Source organism: Photobacterium sp. GB-50, from assembly GCF_003026755.1.
Taxonomy (GTDB): domain Bacteria; phylum Pseudomonadota; class Gammaproteobacteria; order Enterobacterales; family Vibrionaceae; genus Photobacterium.
This window is the reverse complement of record NZ_PYNX01000025.1, coordinates 1-17,399: the sequence shown is the minus strand read 5'-3', so window position 1 is coordinate 17,399 and position 17,399 is coordinate 1. Positions and strand designations below refer to the sequence as shown.

The 17,399-nt window shown below is 41.9% G+C and carries 20 protein-coding genes; 15 read left to right on the top strand and 5 right to left on the bottom strand.

Annotated elements, in window-relative coordinates:
* Nucleotides 1–21: 21 nt before the first annotated feature.
* Complete coding sequence (rhlB, locus tag C9J41_RS19745; protein ID WP_107208564.1) at nucleotides 22–1,335, bottom strand: ATP-dependent RNA helicase RhlB; 1,314 nt, start codon at nucleotides 1,333–1,335, stop codon at nucleotides 22–24.
* Nucleotides 1,336–1,447: 112 nt separating this feature from the next.
* Between rhlB and trxA the strand changes: the two genes are divergently transcribed.
* The 6 genes from trxA to fre all read left to right on the top strand — a co-directional run bounded on the left by trxA (nucleotide 1,448) and on the right by fre (nucleotide 7,464).
* Nucleotides 1,448–1,774 carry a thioredoxin TrxA gene (gene trxA / locus C9J41_RS19740; protein WP_005372169.1) on the top strand — a complete coding sequence of 109 codons (327 nt, stop codon included), beginning with the start codon at nucleotides 1,448–1,450 and terminating at the stop codon, nucleotides 1,772–1,774.
* Nucleotides 1,775–1,971: 197 nt separating this feature from the next.
* A complete protein-coding gene (gene rho, locus C9J41_RS19735; protein WP_005372168.1) occupies nucleotides 1,972–3,237 on the top strand; it encodes a transcription termination factor Rho in 1,266 nt (421 codons plus the stop codon).
* Between the two features lie 126 nt (nucleotides 3,238–3,363).
* Nucleotides 3,364–4,377: a hypothetical protein gene (locus C9J41_RS19730; protein WP_107208565.1), complete on the top strand. Its 1,014-nt coding sequence runs from the start codon at nucleotides 3,364–3,366 to the stop codon at nucleotides 4,375–4,377.
* Between the two features lie 167 nt (nucleotides 4,378–4,544).
* On the top strand, nucleotides 4,545–6,404 hold the full coding sequence (gene ubiD / locus C9J41_RS19725; protein ID WP_107288075.1) for a 4-hydroxy-3-polyprenylbenzoate decarboxylase: 1,860 nt from the start codon (nucleotides 4,545–4,547) through the stop codon (nucleotides 6,402–6,404).
* A gap of 73 nt (nucleotides 6,405–6,477) precedes the next feature.
* A complete protein-coding gene (locus C9J41_RS19720) occupies nucleotides 6,478–6,744 on the top strand; it encodes a 2Fe-2S iron-sulfur cluster-binding protein (protein WP_199187169.1) in 267 nt (88 codons plus the stop codon).
* A gap of 9 nt (nucleotides 6,745–6,753) precedes the next feature.
* A complete protein-coding gene (gene fre, locus C9J41_RS19715) occupies nucleotides 6,754–7,464 on the top strand; it encodes an NAD(P)H-flavin reductase (RefSeq protein ID WP_107247864.1) in 711 nt (236 codons plus the stop codon).
* A gap of 64 nt (nucleotides 7,465–7,528) precedes the next feature.
* Here the strand turns inward: fre and C9J41_RS19710 are convergent, their stop codons facing one another.
* The gene (locus tag C9J41_RS19710) at nucleotides 7,529–8,401 is read right to left on the bottom strand and encodes a carboxylate/amino acid/amine transporter (RefSeq protein WP_107291382.1); all 873 of its coding nucleotides are present in this window, start codon (nucleotides 8,399–8,401) and stop codon (nucleotides 7,529–7,531) included.
* A 146-nt stretch (nucleotides 8,402–8,547) separates the two neighbouring features.
* Complete coding sequence (locus C9J41_RS19705) at nucleotides 8,548–8,970, bottom strand: universal stress protein (RefSeq protein WP_107208568.1); 423 nt, start codon at nucleotides 8,968–8,970, stop codon at nucleotides 8,548–8,550.
* 254 nt (nucleotides 8,971–9,224) lie between these two features.
* On the opposite strand from C9J41_RS19705, the gene ftnA reads away from it, so the two are divergent.
* From ftnA to C9J41_RS19685, 4 genes are all read left to right on the top strand, one after another.
* Entirely contained in the window at nucleotides 9,225–9,749 is a 525-nt protein-coding gene (gene ftnA, locus C9J41_RS19700; protein WP_107208569.1) for a non-heme ferritin, read from the top strand.
* A gap of 69 nt (nucleotides 9,750–9,818) precedes the next feature.
* Nucleotides 9,819–10,154, top strand: coding sequence for a universal stress protein UspB (gene uspB / locus C9J41_RS19695; protein ID WP_105061214.1), 336 nt, complete (start codon nucleotides 9,819–9,821; stop codon nucleotides 10,152–10,154).
* Nucleotides 10,155–10,304: 150 nt separating this feature from the next.
* The gene (locus C9J41_RS19690) at nucleotides 10,305–11,414 is read left to right on the top strand and encodes a mechanosensitive ion channel family protein (RefSeq protein WP_107208570.1); all 1,110 of its coding nucleotides are present in this window, start codon (nucleotides 10,305–10,307) and stop codon (nucleotides 11,412–11,414) included.
* Between the two features lie 145 nt (nucleotides 11,415–11,559).
* Entirely contained in the window at nucleotides 11,560–12,747 is a 1,188-nt protein-coding gene (locus C9J41_RS19685) for an NAD(P)/FAD-dependent oxidoreductase (RefSeq protein WP_107261870.1), read from the top strand.
* Nucleotides 12,748–12,812: 65 nt separating this feature from the next.
* Here C9J41_RS19685 and C9J41_RS19680 read toward each other — a convergent pair whose 3' ends face one another.
* Entirely contained in the window at nucleotides 12,813–13,721 is a 909-nt protein-coding gene (locus C9J41_RS19680) for a LysR substrate-binding domain-containing protein (protein ID WP_107291381.1), read from the bottom strand.
* A 147-nt stretch (nucleotides 13,722–13,868) separates the two neighbouring features.
* On the opposite strand from C9J41_RS19680, the gene C9J41_RS19675 reads away from it, so the two are divergent.
* The 5 genes from C9J41_RS19675 (at nucleotide 13,869) to C9J41_RS19655 (ending at nucleotide 17,039) form a co-directional block, all read left to right on the top strand.
* Entirely contained in the window at nucleotides 13,869–14,438 is a 570-nt protein-coding gene (locus C9J41_RS19675) for an isochorismatase family cysteine hydrolase (RefSeq protein WP_107208578.1), read from the top strand.
* 31 nt (nucleotides 14,439–14,469) lie between these two features.
* On the top strand, nucleotides 14,470–15,537 hold the full coding sequence (locus C9J41_RS19670; RefSeq protein WP_107294926.1) for an FUSC family protein: 1,068 nt from the start codon (nucleotides 14,470–14,472) through the stop codon (nucleotides 15,535–15,537).
* Between the two features lie 283 nt (nucleotides 15,538–15,820).
* Nucleotides 15,821–16,054, top strand: coding sequence for a cold-shock protein (locus tag C9J41_RS19665; protein WP_039861059.1), 234 nt, complete (start codon nucleotides 15,821–15,823; stop codon nucleotides 16,052–16,054).
* A 336-nt stretch (nucleotides 16,055–16,390) separates the two neighbouring features.
* The gene (locus tag C9J41_RS19660; RefSeq protein ID WP_045084684.1) at nucleotides 16,391–16,600 is read left to right on the top strand and encodes a hypothetical protein; all 210 of its coding nucleotides are present in this window, start codon (nucleotides 16,391–16,393) and stop codon (nucleotides 16,598–16,600) included.
* A 226-nt stretch (nucleotides 16,601–16,826) separates the two neighbouring features.
* Entirely contained in the window at nucleotides 16,827–17,039 is a 213-nt protein-coding gene (locus C9J41_RS19655) for a cold-shock protein (RefSeq protein ID WP_107262304.1), read from the top strand.
* Between the two features lie 178 nt (nucleotides 17,040–17,217).
* Here C9J41_RS19655 and C9J41_RS19650 read toward each other — a convergent pair.
* Nucleotides 17,218–17,399 (bottom strand): hypothetical protein (locus tag C9J41_RS19650; RefSeq protein ID WP_146144315.1); only part of this gene is annotated, 182 nt, incomplete at its 5' end.

Genomic DNA, 17,399 nt, shown 5'->3' with positions numbered 1-17,399 from the left:
GACATACATTACTTATCGTTATTACGCAGGCTTATTGTTTTGAGGCGGACGACGGCGATTATTGCGCGAACGTTGTTGCCCTTGACCTTGGCCTTGACGTTGAGTGTTACGGCGACCACCTTGACGAGGATTTCGTTGGAGGCGGATCGGTGCTGGAAGATCGTCTAACAATGCTTCTGAATCATACTTTGACTGTGGAATACCATGTTCAATGTAAGTTTCAATAGCGGTTAGGTTAATAGCGTACTCTTCACAAGCAAAACTGATTGAGTGACCACTTAGGCCTGCACGACCTGTACGACCAATACGGTGTACATAATCTTCTGCATCATCAGGGAGATCGTAGTTAAATACGTGCGTTACTGCAGGGATATGCAAACCACGTGCAGCGACATCGGTCGCGACTAAGATATCAACATCACCGTTGGTGAATTGATCCAAAATACGCTCACGTTTTTTCTGTGGCACATCGCCAGTTAGCAAACCAACACGATGACCATCAGCAGCTAAGTGACCCCAAACATCTTCACAGCGGTGCTTGGTATTAGCAAAAATAATTGCGCGTTCTGGCCACTCTTCCTCGATCAACGTTTGTAATAAACGCATTTTTTCTTGGTTAGATGGGTAGAACAATTCTTCTTGAATGCGGTGGCCCGTTTTTTGTTCCGGCTCAACGACAACGCTTTCAGGACTATTCATATGTTCAAATGCTAATTCTTTCACACGGTAGGACAATGTGGCTGAGAATAGCAGGCTTAAACGCTCGCTCGGTGCTGGCATGCGACGGAACAAGAAGCGAATGTCTTTAATAAAACCTAAATCGAACATACGATCGGCTTCATCAAGTACTACGACTTGAATGCTCGCTAAATCAATAACACGTTGCTTGTAGAAATCAATAATACGGCCACACGTACCGATTAAGATATCCACACCCTCATCAAGAATCGCTTTTTGCTTCTCGTAAGGTTCGCCACCGTAAGCGAGACCGGCTTTCAAGCCCGTACTTGCAATCAGTGATGATGCATCATTATAAATTTGGATCGCCAATTCACGCGTAGGCGCCATGATAATGGCACGCGGTTGATTGGTTTTTCGATGTGCAGGCGCAGCAGTCTCCAATAAATGGTTAAAAGTAGCGGTTAGGAAGGCAATGGTTTTACCCGTACCTGTTTGAGCCTGTCCCGCGATATCATGGCCAGTGAGCATAACTGGCAATGCCAAGGCTTGGATCGGGGTACAATTATGGAACCCTTTATCATCCAATCCTTTTAAAACTAGAGGGTTTAACCCTAGCTCGGCAAATTTCCGCTCTGTGATGTGAGTCGTCTTCATTGCTATAGAATATCAGCTTAGGGTTGCAATACGAAACGTATTCCATTCAAATAGGGTAACGATTTGCTGGTAAAATAAGATCAGCTAACAAAATCAACTGTTGGAGTGGAAGATGAGCGACAAGATTGTGCAGCTTACAGATGCGAGTTTTGACACTGATGTAATCAATGCTGCTGGCCCGGTATTAGTCGATTTTTGGGCTGAATGGTGTGGTCCATGTAAAATGATTGCCCCTATTCTTGACGAAATCGCTGATGAATACGAAGGCAAGCTAACGATTGGTAAATTAAATATTGATCAGAATGCGGAAACACCGCCGAAGTTTGGTATTCGTGGTATTCCGACATTACTGCTGTTTAAAGACGGTGGTGTAGCGGCAACAAAGGTTGGCGCGCTGTCGAAAACACAGCTTAAAGAGTTCTTAGACGCGAACCTATAAGTGCAATTTTACAAACCATGGACAATTTGTAAGTTGTACATGGTTTGTCTAACGTCTATGCTAGACGGATAGAACGTTTAGTGTTACCTTAGCGCACAGAAATTACATTTTCGTTCATTTCTTGACCAGGCCCTATTGGTCATCTTTATCTCAACTAATATAGAACCCCGATTTTGACAGACAAGAAACCCACCACTATGAACCTTACAGAATTAAAGAGCCAACCGATTTCTAAGTTGGTATCACTTGGCGAAAGTTTAGGATTAGAAAACCTTGCCCGCTTGAGAAAGCAAGACATCATCTTCTCCATTCTTAAGCAGCATGCGAAGAGTGGTGAGGATATTTTTGGCGATGGTGTTCTAGAAATATTACAAGATGGCTTCGGCTTCCTTCGTAGCGCTGATAGTTCTTACCTTGCTGGCCCTGATGATATTTATGTATCACCAAGTCAAATCCGTCGTTTTAACTTACGTACTGGCGATACCATTGCCGGAAAAATTCGTCCACCAAAAGACGGTGAGCGTTACTTTGCACTACTGAAAGTTAACGAAGTAAACTACGACAAGCCAGACAACGCCCGCAATAAGATCCTATTTGAAAACCTTACCCCACTGCATGCAAACTCACGTATGCGTATGGAACGTGGTAACGGTTCTACAGAAGACATCACAGCACGTGTTCTTGATTTAGCATCACCTATCGGTAAAGGCCAGCGTGGTCTGATTGTTGCTCCGCCAAAAGCGGGTAAAACAATGCTACTTCAAAACATTGCCCAAAGTATTGCCCATAACCACCCTGAGTGTGAGTTAATGGTATTGCTTATTGATGAGCGTCCAGAAGAAGTGACCGAGATGCAACGCCTTGTAAAAGGCGAAGTGATTGCATCAACGTTTGATGAGCCAGCATCACGTCACGTACAAGTGGCTGAAATGGTAATTGAAAAAGCAAAACGTTTAGTAGAGCACAAGAAAGATGTGGTTATCTTACTTGACTCAATTACACGTCTAGCACGTGCATACAACACCGTAATTCCTTCTTCTGGTAAGGTATTAACTGGTGGTGTAGATGCCAACGCCCTTCACCGTCCTAAGCGCTTCTTTGGTGCTGCACGTAACGTAGAAGAAGGCGGTAGCTTAACTATCATCGCAACAGCACTCGTTGATACTGGTTCGAAAATGGATGAAGTTATCTACGAAGAATTTAAAGGTACAGGTAACATGGAACTTCACCTTTCTCGTAAGATCGCTGAGAAACGTGTATTCCCTGCTATTGATATCAACCGCTCAGGTACGCGTCGTGAAGAGCTACTAGCGAAAGCGGACGAGCTACAGAAGATGTGGATTCTACGTAAGATCGTTCACCCAATGAGCGAAACTGACAGCATGGAATTCTTAATTGATAAGCTATCAATGACGAAGACTAATGATGAATTCTTTGATGCGATGCGTCGTCAGAAGTCATAATACGCTGTACTGAGTCACAGATTTTGAAAACGTCGCCCACGGGCGGCGTTTTTTATTGACAGAAATTACCTTGTATTGCGATGGTATGGGTAAGGAAGAAGAGTTTTACTTCGCTAGGGAGGCGTTATGTTACGACATTGGTGTGCGCTAGGCTTGCTGATCGCCTCGGCATTACAGCCTATTTCTGCGACAGAGATAACCGAAGCGAAAATCCAGCATATTAAGCAAATGCCACAATTTGTTGCTCACATTGAGGCGCTCAAACCTTATTATGATCACAGTGATTTTCAGTCATTGGAGATTCTGCTTGATCAACTCCCACCATTAACTCAAGAAGTGGCTCGTAGCCAGTTGATCAAATACGCCAGCGAAGTCGGTCGTTTTAACACTGCTCGTATTGCGTGGCTCAAAATTCAAGCGAAGCGACAATCACCGTTTACTATTACTGAGCAAGGTGATGGTTATACCGTCAGCCGAATGGCTTTCTTTTATAGTAATCAAGCCAATGGACTGCTGCGTGAGTGGAAAAAGGACTTAGTGAGCCAGCGAGCTGTGATTAACTTAGAGCGAGGAAAATTGACGTTATCTGAATGGCTAAAAGGCGATTTAGAGCAGCAACAGAAGCGCAGCCAAGTGATTGCACGTGCGATCGCGCAATTATCACCGCCAGCAATTAATGCGCTGGTTGAGCAGTTTCATTCAGATCCTCAGCTGATTTGGCTGCCAGATAACAGCATCTTAGCAACCTTAGCAGCACACTCTAATGATGCGAAGTTGTATGATGTGTTATGGCGTCGCCGTACCGATCAATACAGCTTGGCAGAATTAAACCGTTTATCTCAAGTTACCGCTTCTGATTTTGTGGTAAGCCAATTAATTGCAGCAACAGCAAACCCTTCATTAAAAGAGTCAGCATACCGCGCTTTAACCAGTTTTAAGCCATTGCCTGATAAAGCCAAAATCTTTTTACAGAACCAGTTAGGTAACGAAATAGAACGTTTGTTGATCACGCCTCACTTGCTTAAGCAAGGTCATGGTCACTGGTTACAACAACTCTTAACTGCCAGCAGTGATCCTGATTTAGTTGCTCATATAGAAGAGTTGTTATCGATGGGCTCAGTGTCTGCAATGAAACCCTAACCCCTTTATTTACTAGGGTGATAACCAGCTTAATTGAAACATCTGGTGGCGAAATTAGACCGCAGAACGGGTGTTTTAGCCTCTACAACTGGTTATACTAGCGAAAATCATTCTCATCACTACGCTGTTATTTTCGGTTATGGCGTAGCTCAATCGTGGTATCAGATATGAAATTCAAGGATCTGCGAGACTTCATCGCCTATTTAGAACAAAACGGGCAATTGAAGCGAATTAAGCAAGCAGTCGATCCCGATCAAGAAATAACAGAAATTAGCGATCGCACTTTACGTGCTGGTGGTCCTGCGCTTTTGTTTGAAAATCCTATTGGTTACAACATGCCAGTGCTTGCCAACTTGTTTGGTACGCCACAGCGTGTTGCGATGGGAATGGGGCGCACAGAAGTGAAAGAGTTGCGCGAAGTCGGTAAATTATTAGCGTATTTAAAAGAGCCTGAGCCACCTCGTGGTTTTCGTGAAGCGTTAGATAAGATCCCAGCATTTAAGCAAGTACTCAATATGCCAGTGAAGCGTCTGCGCAATGCGCCGTGCCAAGAAATTGTGTGGCAAGGTGATGAGGTTGATTTAGATAAAATCCCTGTAATGAGCTGTTGGCCTGATGATGTGGCACCACTGCTTACATGGGGCTTAACCATCACTAAAGGACCACATAAAAAGCGCCAAAACTTAGGGATTTATCGTCAGCAAAAAATCGCGAAAAATAAAATCATTATGCGCTGGTTGGCTCACCGTGGTGGGGCATTAGATCTGCGTGAATGGATGGAAACCCATCCGGGTGAGAAATTCCCAATCACTGTCGCTTTCGGTGCCGATCCGGCCACGATTTTAGGGGCTGTAACGCCAATTCCAGATACCTTATCTGAGTACGCTTTTGCAGGCTTACTGCGTGGGCGTCGTACTGAAGTGGTGAAAAGTTTAACCAATGACTTAGATGTGCCAGCAAGTGCAGAAATTGTCATGGAAGGCTATATCGACCCTGAAGAGTTTGCTGATGAAGGCCCGTATGGCGATCATACTGGTTACTACAACGAGAAAGAGCGTCATCATGTCTTTACCATTACGCATATCACCATGCGTAACGATCCGATTTATCACAGCACCTACACTGGTCGTCCGCCCGATGAGCCTGCAGTATTAGGTGTGGCACTTAATGAAGTCTTTGTGCCTATTTTGCAAAAGCAATTTCCTGAGATAGTTGATTTCTACCTGCCACCAGAAGGGTGTTCATACCGCATGGCAGTGGTGACGATGAAGAAGCAATATCCGGGTCATGCCAAACGTGTGATGATGGGCGTATGGTCTTTCTTGCGCCAATTCATGTACACCAAATATGTGATTGTGTGTGACGAGAGTGTCGATGCCCGTAATTGGGACAGTGTGGTGTCTGCGATGACAACTCACATGGAGCCCGTGCGTGATACCTTGTTCATTGATAATACCCCAATTGACTCATTAGATTTTGCTTCGCCTGTGGTTGGGCTTGGCTCTAAAATGGGCTTAGATGCAACAGTGAAATGGGACGCTGAGCTTGCGAGTACACCATCAATTGCAACCAAATATGATCAGCAATTTGATGTTGAAGCGGGCATAGCTGCTTTGCGTGACACTTATTCTGAGATCATTGATATTTACTTACCGACGGCAAGTAAGCAGCAGATGGCGATTGTAAGTATTACCAATACTGAAGCGGATCAGGCGCAACGTGTGATGCAAGGTATTTGGGACTTCATGGCGCAGTTTAGTGATGCAAAATTTGTCATCTTGTGTGATCAAGACGTCAACGTGCGTGATTGGAACGATGTTATTTGGGCGATCACTACACGTATGGATCCTAGCCGTGATACGGTACAGCTAGCGTCAGTATTAGACCAAAGTAGTAAGCTTGGATTAGATGCGACGAATAAATGGCCTGATGCTGTGGCACGTGAATGGGGCAACCCAATAGTTAAAAATCCGCAAGTTGTCGCGAAAATAGATGCGATTTGGGACCAACTTGGGATCGAGATCTAACTGTTTATCGCTATACTGAGCGGTAGAGTGAGTATTATTTATTGCTGCTTCAAATAGTCAGTAGTAAGAGAAAATTATGTATCAAGTACGCCTGTTGCCAAACAACATCACCTTTACTGCGTCAACGCAGCAAACGGTATTACAAGCAGCGCTCGACGCAGGCATTACTTTTCCCAATCGCTGTCAGGTAGGGGCATGTGCTATGTGTCTGTGCCGTAAAACATCCGGTGAAGTGAGTTATCAGTTAGCGCCAATGCTCACTGAAAAAGAACAAGCGGAAGGATGGATTTTTACCTGCCAAGCGGTCGCGGAAAGTGACTTGGTGTTAACGTTAGACTAGAGGAAAACCATGTCTATCCAGTGCGAAGTAAAGTCAGTACAACCCTTAGCCGCGAACACGTATCGCATTTTGTTAAAGCCTGAGCAGGCGATTGATTTCAAAGCGGGACAATATCTGCTTGCGGTAATGGGCGAGAAAGATAAGCGTCCATTTTCAATTGCCAGTAGCCCATGTCGTGAAGGCGAGCTTGAACTACATATTGGTGCGGCAGAGCAAAATGCGTATGCATTAGAAGTCGTAGAAGCGATGAAAGCGGCATTAGATTGCAATGAACCTGTGGTGATTGATGCTGCCCACGGTGATGCATGGCTGCGCCATGAAAGTGAGCGTCCACTACTAATGATCGCCGGTGGTACTGGTTTTTCTTATATCCGTAGCATGCTTGATAACTGCATTAGCCGTGGTTTAACCCAGCCTATTTTTGTGTATTGGGGTGGTCGTGGTATCGATCAGCTGTATGCGAATGAAGAGATGCAGGCGTTAGCAGCCAAACACGGCAACATTACCTATGTGCCTGTAGTTGAAAATGCCCCTGCAAACTGGTCAGGCAAAGTCGGTAATGTATTGGATGCTGTTGCAGAAGATTTTGTTTGCCTATCAGCGTACGACATCTACGTGTGTGGTCGTTTTGAAATGGCAGGTGCCGCCCGTGAGCGTTTCTGCAGTGATAAAAATGCGCAAAGAGAACATATGTTTGCTGACGCATTTGCGTTTATTTAACGATTAAATGTTTAAACCAAAGCCAGCGTTAAACGCTGGCTTTGTTGTTTTTATAACAAGCGATTTACCATTGGCTTTGCTGAACTTTGCGTTTCACCCAGGTTTCATTTAGCCACAGTGAAAACATTATGATCACGCCACCGACTATCAAACGTGAATAATCCACATCACGATTCCAAATCACGATATTCACAATCAACCCAGCAGGTACCAGTGCATTATTCATGATTGCCAGCGCGCCAGCATTGACTAACGTCGCCCCTTTATTCCAGATGAAATACCCTAAGCCTGAAGCAACGATACCAAGATAAACCAATATCCCCCATTGAGTATCGGTCGTCGGTAGCTTGTCGTTATTGCCAAACAATAAGAACATCGGTAACGCGATACAGATAGCACCAATGTAAAACCAGCCAAATACCGTATGTTGTGGCAACTCTGTGGTTTCTTGTTCGATAATTCGCTTATAGCCCACTTGCCCGATAGCAAAACACAGGTTCGCCCCTTGGACGATGAAAAAGCCGATAATAAAGTTTTGGTTGATGCCTTCAAACTTGATCACAGCAGCACCCAGTACAGCGATTGCTGCGGTGAGCAAATACCACGGAGAAAACTGTTTATGGAGTGCATCGTAAATCAAAGTGACATAAATTGGGGTGAAAATAGTAAACAGTAATACCTCAGGCACACTGAGATATAAAAAAGATTGGTAGTAGAAGCAATACATGATCCCTAATTGGAAAGCGCCAACCATCATTAATTTGAGCGCTAATTTGGGATGAATATGTTTAAAGCGTAAAAAAGGGATAAAAACCAACGCGGCTAAACTGACACGAGTTAATACAGAAAACCAAGGGTCAACCTGACCGGCAAGGTAGACGCCAATTAAGCTAAAAGAAAACGCCCATAAAAGGGTGATGACAGATAAATATCCCATTACGCCAGCAACATCCATTTGAAAAATTAAGGGTATGCAGTGTAGCGAAAGTTAATCTTGTCGCCTATGAAAGATAGAGTAGAAAATAACAGGTATGAGCAGCAGCCAACGGTGTTGGCTGCTGGATTAAGAGGGGGATAGCGAGATTATTTCAGTGGAATCATTAATAAATCAACAGGCGTACGGCTTAGAAGTTGGCGGGTTGATGATAAGATTTTGCTCCAGAAATCTTGATGATGACCACAAATGACCAAATCAACATCCATGTTTTTTATCGCATGACAAATTTCTTCACTCAGATCACCGCTACCGACAAGGGTATGTGACACCGGATAGTGTGCTTTTTGTGCCAGTTGATGAAGGCGTGTTTGCGCATCATTTTCAGCACGCTCATGCATCTCTGCTAAATTAATATCAATGAGTCCGGTGTATAAATCAGCGTAATCAACATCGATATGGATCAGAGATAACTTCGCATCTAGGGCTTTGGCTAATAGCGCGGCCTTATGGACTAATACTTCGCTATCGTCTGATAAATCGATGGCGGCAAGGATATGTTTATAGACCATTAACTGACACTCCATATTCATTAGGTATGATTCATATTAGCATTGAGTATGGGGCAAAAATATCGATTTAGTCGCATCTTATTACGGAGTTGTGGTTAATTATTTTTCAAAAACAAGTAAGCGATTTTACTGTTGATTTCGTACTTCATGAAAAATAAAAGAGAATTATCTCAGTATTTTTTTTCGTTAGTTGCATTCTAAACAATGCGCAGTGACAATGTCTTGATTACACTTAAACAAACAGGAGTAGTGCAATGTTAGCCAAGGCTATGGTTGATAACCTAAACGAGCAAATCAACTTAGAATTTTTCTCTTCAAACCTATACTTACAGATGAGTGCATGGTGTGAGGATAAAGGTTTCGAAGGTGCTGCTGAATTTTTACGTGCTCATGCCGTTGAAGAAATGGAACATATGCAACGTTTGTTTACTTATGTGAGCGAAACAGGCGCATTGCCAATTCTTGGTACGATTGAGGCGCCAAAACACGAATTTGCATCACTAGGTGATGTATTCCGTGAAACCTATGAGCACGAGCAATTAATTACTAAGAAGATCAATGAGCTTGCTCATGTTGCATTTACTACGCAAGATTACTCAACATTTAACTTTTTACAGTGGTACGTATCAGAGCAACACGAAGAAGAAAAATTGTTTAAAGGCATTTTAGATAAAATTGAGTTAGTCGGTGAAGACGGTAAGGCACTATTCTTTATTGATAAAGATTTATCCGCGATGGCAAAAGCAGAGTCTACATCTGTTATGGATTCACAAGCCTAATATTGATAGGGAGCAAATTTGCTCCCTTATCTCCCGGCGAGTGGAACCGCATTTTTTGGGAGAATATATATGAGTAGTGATGCATTTCTTTTCGCACTTTTTTTAGTGGCAGTTGTTAATACGTCTCGTTACATCAGTACCTTAAGAACATTGCTGGTGGTGATGCGAGAATGTGATCCCCTGTTGTATCAGCAAGTGGATGGGCGCGGTTTTTTCTCTTCTCAAGGTAATGTCAGTAAACAGATCCGTTTATTTCATTACATCCGCAGCGAGCAATATAAAAAGCATCATGATCCGGTCTTTATGGCGAAATGTATTAAAGTACGTAAGCTATTTGTTCTCGCCAGTACCTTTATGATCACCTTTTTTATCGCGATTTTTGCGGTTGCCTTTCTTGGCTACTAACACTTCTTCGACGGAGCACTAAGAACCTTGTTTTTAGGCTAGCTTTGCGCGGTGTCTGATGTTTAGTATGATCTCAATATAATATGACGGATAGGCTATATCGGTAGCCTATTTTTTGCGTATCGCTAATCATAGAGAAACAGAAACGTTATGGAAAAGTTCATATATTGGTGGTCGTCGTTAGAAAAGGGCGCATCTGTCGATTGGATGTATAACATTGGCTTACTGTTATTGTTGAGCTCGGTGTTATGGGGCGGATGGATCTTATTGTCACGCCGTTTAGCTATAGTGGCAGAAAAAAGTCAGTTTATTTGGGATGACGCATTAATCAGTGCGATCCGCGCCCCCATTACTTTATGTATTTGGGTTTGGCCGGGGCTGCTGTCGATAGGCATATTAGTCGATAACTTGACCAGTTATTCCAGTACATCATTATCGACTCTTCGTCATCTGTTGCTGATCTGGACCATTGTTTGGACGCTATTTCGTTTAATTTCCAATATGGAGCAGACCATATTGGAAAACCGACCGCAGCGTGATGCGACAACCGTAAATGCGATATCGAAGATTTTGCGTTTAATCGTCATGGTGTTTGGCGGTTTAATTGCGATGCAAAATCTGGGCTTGAGTTTATCAGGCTTACTCACCTTTGGTGGTGTTGGTGGTTTAGTTGTCGGTATGGCAGCCAAAGATCTGCTGGCGAATTTCTTTGGCGGCATGATGTTATATTTTGATCGTCCGTTTAAGGTGGGTGATTGGATCCGCAGTCCTGATCGTCAAATTGAAGGTACGGTAGAGAAAATTGGTTTCCGTATGACCATTATTCGCACCTTTGATAAGCGTCCAATGTATGTGCCTAACTCGGTGTTTAGCTCGGTGGTGGTAGAAAATGCGTCTCGCATGCTCAATCGCCGTATTAAGCAAAGTGTCGGTTTACGGTATTGTGATGCTGCGGTGGTGGGTGATGTCGTGCGTGATATTAAAACTATGCTACAAAACCATCCAGATATCGATACTCGACAAACCTTGATTGTGAGTTTTGATACTTACGGTGCGTCGTCACTTAATATCTTGGTATATACCTTTACCAAAACGGTTGAATGGATTAAGTACAAAGACGTACAGCAGGATGTGATGCTTAAAATTGTTGAGATTGTACATTCGCATGGGGCCGATTTTGCTTTCCCAACCACAACATTAGACATGCCTGCAGCGGCATCTACGGCATTGGCCTCTATTGAGCGTGCTCAGCAAGCTTAATAGGTTTGCTATCAGGATAAATTATTACGGTTGGTATTACGCCATTAGGTAGGTAAAATAGCCGCCGCGAGAGAGAAAGGATGCTAGCGACTAGCATCCTTTTTTCGTTTTTCCCTTAGTGTTTTTGAAAGGCAGATAGTAATTCATGGCAAATAAATACGATGTCGTCATTATCGGTGCAGGTGCTGCAGGGCTAATGTGTGCAGCTGAAGCGGGTAAGCGTGGTCGCTCTGTATTGGTGGTTGATCATGGTAAGAAGCCGGGACGTAAAATCCTGATCTCAGGTGGCGGTCGTTGTAACTTTACCAATATGGATGTGGCCGCGAATAATTATGTTTGTCGTAATCCACACTTTGTGAAATCTGCGCTATCTCAATACACCCAATGGGATTTTATAGGCATGGTGTGCCAACACGGGATTGACTATGAAGAGCGTGATCATGGCCAGTTATTCTGTTTAGATTCAGCCAAAGACATTGTTCAAATGTTGTTGTCTGAATGCGATATGCCTAATATCGCCCAGCGTTACCAAGTCGATGTTCATAGTATTGAAAAGACGGATTCAGGCTTCACGCTTGGCCTTAATACCGACACCGTTAGCTGTGAATCGCTGGTGGTCGCAACCGGTGGTTTATCGATGCCGAAACTGGGTGCAACCCCGTTTGGTTATCAAATTGCTGAGCAGTTTGGCTTGAAAATGATCCCAACTACTGCAGGTCTTGTACCGTTTACGCTGCATGTAGAAGATAAAGAAGCATTAGCTGATCTGTCTGGTATTGCTGTTCCTGCGGTCGTTGAAACTGAAGATGGCACTTCATTTAAAGAGAACTTACTGTTTACCCACCGTGGTTTATCAGGCCCTGTGATATTACAGGTATCGTCATACTGGAAGCCGGGTCAGAAGATCACCGCAGATTTATTACCGCATTTAACCTTGGCTGACACCTTAAATGAAATGCGTGACGCACACCCGAATCAAAGCTTAAAGAACTCACTGTCTCGCTTACTGCCGAAGCGTTTAATTGAAGCGTTGATTGAGCGTGGTGATGTGCAAGATAAACCGTTAAAGCAACTTAATCACAAAGAGCTGGCATTACTGAGTGAATACTTCCACCAATGGCAGATCGCGCCAAATGGTACAGAAGGCTATCGTACAGCAGAAGTGACATTAGGCGGCGTTGATACCGATGAATTATCCTCAAAGACCATGGAAACAAAGAAAGTGAAAGGCTTGTACTTTGCGGGTGAAGTGATGGATGTGAGTGGTTGGTTAGGTGGCTATAACTTCCAGTGGGCATGGAGCTCTGGCTATGTTGCTGGGCAATATGCCTAATTTATTTGATACCATATTTTTAATACTCTCTTATTAGGCAAGATAAGAGAGTATCTCCCTGCCTATCAAGACGTTACTGACTTTTCTTGTTTGAGCGTGTCTTGCAGCCAAGCAATAACGTTTTGTACTTCTGGTTTGTTCTGGTTTTCTTTCTTACTGACGATGAAATAGCTACAACGGCTTAATACACTATGGGGTGTAAGCTCAGCTAATAAGCCTGCTTTTATTTCATCGTTGACAAACATTCGATGTGTAACAAAAACACCCAACCCTGCGATAGCAGCTTCAATAGCCTGCACAGAGCTTTGAAAATAACGTCGCTTGGTATTGTTAGGTACATCGACGCCTAAGCTTTGACACCAATGTGTCCAATCAGCATCACGTAGAGAGCGATCCACCCAAATTGTTGGCTGTTCAGCAAAGTAGTTATTTAAATCATCAGGAAGAGGCTTTTTTGCGGGGCTACCGACTAGCACCAACCTATCTTCATTCCAAGGAACCACGTTGTATTCAGGCCATTCATTTCCCTCACCATAACAAATAGCAATATCAAGGTTATGGGGTAGTAGCTCTAATGCCAACGTCGAATGCGTAGAAAAACGTAAATCAATATCAGGATACTTTTCTTGTAATGCAGGCATTCGAGGAATTAACCATTTTAGCCCTAAGGAAGGAATAATACTGATAGAGATCTGCTGCTGAGAGGTTAACTCTCGAAGAGTTGCCTGCTCAATGATATTTATCCCCTCTTGAATGGCACGTTGATAGCGTTTTCCATCTTCCGTTAACGTCATTTGACGTGTTGTGCGATGAAATAACCGCTTTCCGAGATAGCTTTCAAGGCTTTGAATACTTTGACTAACAGCAGAGTGAGTGACGCACAATGCATTGGCTGCTTTAGAAAAATTAAGGTGTTCACATACGCTGAGAAAAACAGGTAGCGATTTTAATGGCGGTAGATGCTTCATTTTCATCTGTTAGAAAAACTTACATAACCGTAAGTATATATCGTTTCTCTCTATTGTTGCTAAAAACTAAAATACAGTGAAAACAAGAAGAAATATTCGTTTTTAGCAGGATATTTAATTGAAGTGCTAATGATCTAACAAGAGAAAATTATGATGAAAAAAGCATTACTCGTTATCGATTTTATTAATGATATTGTCCACCCCGACGGCAAAATCCCATCATGTGCTACGCATGTTCAAGAACAAAATGCGATAACCCATGCCAACCAAGCGCTTGCATATGCCCGTAAAAATGATTGGTTAGTGATTCTCGTTAAAGTCGGATTCGAATCCCATTATTATGCCCAACCTAAAAACTCGCCAATCTTTGGTTTGGCCAATCAATATAAGGCATTGCAGTTAGGCTGCTTTGGTACTGAATTTCATGATGATTTAGATGTACAAACGAGTGACTTTATTATTGAAAAACCAAGAATTAGCCCTTTTTACGGTACACCATTAGAAGCGGTTTTACGTGCCAACCGTATTGAACATGTGTATTTAGCTGGTGTGAGTACCACTTTAGCTATTCAATCGACGACCCGAGATGCGCATGACCGCGATTATAAAGTGACGATTATTGAAGACGCTTGTGCTGCAGACAGTCAGCAAACACATCAACAGTCTATTGAGTTGCTTTCTCGACTTGCCGAAGTGATCAGGGTTGAGCAGCTTACCTGTTAGTAATTGAGACAAATACAAGAGCATAAAGCCGATGAAAATGACATGGGGCTATAATCAGTGGCATATAAAACAGACACTATCTGCATGGTGTGATGTACCAACGCTTGTGTGCATGACGGTTGCTATTTTTCCCTGTTTCATTGTGGCGTGTATAACCGGCGATCATCATTACCTGCAACTGGGGTTGGTGAGTGGGGCACTTTTTTGTGTGCAAAATAGTTTAGGTTTAAGTGGGTTATTAGAAACGTGCTTACATTGGCTGGCTATTATTTTAGGTTTTACGGTGTTGTATTGGGTGCAAAGCTCTCCACTGTTGTTTGCTTTGCTCTGCGCTTTATTGGGGGCGATTTGCGCCAGTTTTGCTTATTGGGATAAAAATTTAAAATCGTTAGGAAATTGGATATTGATCCCTGCGTTATATTTAAGTTGTGAGCTTTATGATCGTGTAAACCCTCATACATTTACTCATGCGTATATAAAATTACTTGAACAATTACCCGTTACCTTAATTGGACCAATATTGGTTTTAGTCTGTTTAAATATGGCTAAAATGCCGAAAGATCGGACATATGCTCTGATTGGTAGGGATCATCCCTATATCGTTAAAAAACAACCAGCGGTCATTTACTCGGTATTAAGTATTTTCTTCGCTATTTTTATGACCGCTGTTTTTGTTAAATATTTCGCTATAAAACAAGGACAGTGGGTTATTTGGTCTTCGGTGAGTGTGATAACCGGGGAACTAAGTAGTATGCATAAAAAGCTTAAGCATCGAGGTAGAGGGGCGGTATTAGGTTTAAGTTTAGGAGGAGCGGCTGTTTATCTATTTTCACTTATTGGAAGTGCTACAGTACTAAATAGCTTTGCCGCGTTTCTTATTCCTTTAACTCTCGTCATTAAACCTTATCCTGTCGCTTTTACATTACGTTGTATGTTTATTGCCATTGCTGCTGGCTCGATGACACATACAGAATCAATTGCTATGGTTCGAATGTTCGATGTTGTATTGGGTGGTGCGATTGGTGTGATAAGTGTTTATGTTGTGACTTATGTGATTAGCCCTTTATTGAAAATAAAGAGAGAAAAAGAGGAATATTGAATCGATATTTAAATATAAAATGTTTATTTTAAATTTAAAATGATTACTATCAATGAGTTACATTGATAACCAAAAATTATAGAAAATAAGCCTTTACAATTACTGGTTATAAGACAATAATGGCGTCGCTCTGTTGTTCAGAGTTATTAATGAAACATCAAGTAAAAGTAAAACCTCAGAATTTCTTCGTTATTGTTGTCATCCTCAGTGTTTCCCTTAGCTTCATCGTCACATTCAATAATTCAAGCTTTCAGCGCATCGTGATTTTTTATTGCGATAACTCATGAATTTTAAATTAAATAAGGGACACAATATGTCTACTGGTATCGTTAAGTGGTTCAACGAAGAGAAAGGTTTCGGTTTCATTACTCAGGATAATGGCGGCGCTGACGTATTCGTTCATTTCCGTGCTATCGCTTCTGAAGGTTTTAAAACTTTGGCTGAAGGCCAAAAAGTTTCTTTCGAAGTAGAGCAAGGTCAAAAAGGCCTACAAGCAGCTAACGTTGTAGCGCTATAAGAATTTAAGTTGGCGCAAAGAGTTATACTATTTGCGCCGCTTTCAAAGTAAAAATAATTAGTTATACCGTACCATCGAAAATAATAACCACTTCCAATATCTGCTTTTGTTTGTATTTGTCGTTACGTTCCTATTTCCCTCGTTACCTATAATAAATAGATTTTATACTCATTTTATAATTTAAATGTACTAATAAATATCTTATAAATTCATTTAAGTTGATGATAAAGCTAAGGATATGCTTATGTCTCGATCTCTTGGTCGTAAACGATTTTGGTTTCAACAAAACCGCCCTGTAAATACAATAAATACACAAACAAAAGAAGCAGTAAAATAATGAACGTAAATTTTAACTTATTAAAAAATAAACATTCTTGGAACTCAAAAATTCATCAGTTAAATAGTGATGTATTAACCCGACATGTATTAATGAAAGGGAATGTTGATAATGTGGATATTAATTTCTCATACTGTGAAAAAACAGGTAAAGGCGATATTACTAATTCCGATAATAAATTAATTGGTAATTTCACCATCTCATATTAATACTCAAAGAGTATTAAATTAATCGAATAAACATATTTGCTTAATTTAATAATCTTACTTGCTGAAAATTGAAATTTGTCATCTTTTTCGTAGAAGAAAACTGTTTATCGCTGCATTTATGTTGTTTTATCCGTGTTTCCCTTTGCTTTATCGATAGTTCAAACATCTTCATTTCAGCCTGTCGCGTATTGCGACACTTCAATGAAATACATATAAGGGACACATAATGTCTAATAAAACAACTGGTTTAGTAAAGTGGTTTAACGAAGAGAAAGGTTTTGGTTTTCTAACCCAAGACAATGGCGGCGCTGACGTCTTCGTTCACTTCCGTGCTATCGCTTCAGAAGGTTTCAAAACCTTAACTGAAGGTCAGAAAGTTTCATTTGACGTAGAGCAAGGCCAGAAAGGTCTGCAAGCGGCAAATGTTATCGCGCTATAAGTTTATCTGCTGATAAGCATGAAATGCTGGCTAAGGCCGGCATTTTTTATATCTGTAATTTGGCGTTATTGATTGCGATGTAATACGCACGATATTAATTTTATGAATGGAATAACATAAAAAAATCCCCACTCAAAGAGCGGGGATTTAGGTAATCACACGTTATCGATTTAGTCGATTATAGAGCGTCTTTTTTGATACAAAGAACGTGGTATTTACCGTCTTCGATCTCAGCGCCTTCAGTTTCGTGTTCGAAACCTGGGAATTCTGCATCCCATGCTTCTAGTGCTTTCAAGTACTGAATTTGAGGACTTGTTTCGTCACCGAAGTTTTCACCACCCATTAGCATTGGGATGCCTG

Excerpts from the sequence above, each read along its gene's own strand:
- rhlB (WP_107208564.1), bottom strand. The coding sequence starts at position 1,335 with ATGAAGACGACTCACATCACAGAGCGGAAATTTGCCGAGCTAGGGTTA.
- trxA (WP_005372169.1), top strand. The coding sequence starts at position 1,448 with ATGAGCGACAAGATTGTGCAGCTTACAGATGCGAGTTTTGACACTGAT.
- rho (WP_005372168.1), top strand. The coding sequence starts at position 1,972 with ATGAACCTTACAGAATTAAAGAGCCAACCGATTTCTAAGTTGGTATCA.
- C9J41_RS19730 (WP_107208565.1), top strand. The coding sequence starts at position 3,364 with ATGTTACGACATTGGTGTGCGCTAGGCTTGCTGATCGCCTCGGCATTA.
- ubiD (WP_107288075.1), top strand. The coding sequence starts at position 4,545 with ATGAAATTCAAGGATCTGCGAGACTTCATCGCCTATTTAGAACAAAAC.
- fre (WP_107247864.1), top strand. The coding sequence starts at position 6,754 with ATGTCTATCCAGTGCGAAGTAAAGTCAGTACAACCCTTAGCCGCGAAC.
- C9J41_RS19710 (WP_107291382.1), bottom strand. The coding sequence starts at position 8,401 with ATGGGATATTTATCTGTCATCACCCTTTTATGGGCGTTTTCTTTTAGC.
- C9J41_RS19705 (WP_107208568.1), bottom strand. The coding sequence starts at position 8,970 with ATGGTCTATAAACATATCCTTGCCGCCATCGATTTATCAGACGATAGC.
- ftnA (WP_107208569.1), top strand. The coding sequence starts at position 9,225 with ATGTTAGCCAAGGCTATGGTTGATAACCTAAACGAGCAAATCAACTTA.
- uspB (WP_105061214.1), top strand. The coding sequence starts at position 9,819 with ATGAGTAGTGATGCATTTCTTTTCGCACTTTTTTTAGTGGCAGTTGTT.
- C9J41_RS19690 (WP_107208570.1), top strand. The coding sequence starts at position 10,305 with ATGGAAAAGTTCATATATTGGTGGTCGTCGTTAGAAAAGGGCGCATCT.
- C9J41_RS19685 (WP_107261870.1), top strand. The coding sequence starts at position 11,560 with ATGGCAAATAAATACGATGTCGTCATTATCGGTGCAGGTGCTGCAGGG.
- C9J41_RS19680 (WP_107291381.1), bottom strand. The coding sequence starts at position 13,721 with ATGAAAATGAAGCATCTACCGCCATTAAAATCGCTACCTGTTTTTCTC.
- C9J41_RS19675 (WP_107208578.1), top strand. The coding sequence starts at position 13,869 with ATGAAAAAAGCATTACTCGTTATCGATTTTATTAATGATATTGTCCAC.
- C9J41_RS19670 (WP_107294926.1), top strand. The coding sequence starts at position 14,470 with ATGAAAATGACATGGGGCTATAATCAGTGGCATATAAAACAGACACTA.
- C9J41_RS19665 (WP_039861059.1), top strand. The coding sequence starts at position 15,821 with ATGAATTTTAAATTAAATAAGGGACACAATATGTCTACTGGTATCGTT.
- C9J41_RS19660 (WP_045084684.1), top strand. The coding sequence starts at position 16,391 with ATGAACGTAAATTTTAACTTATTAAAAAATAAACATTCTTGGAACTCA.
- C9J41_RS19655 (WP_107262304.1), top strand. The coding sequence starts at position 16,827 with ATGTCTAATAAAACAACTGGTTTAGTAAAGTGGTTTAACGAAGAGAAA.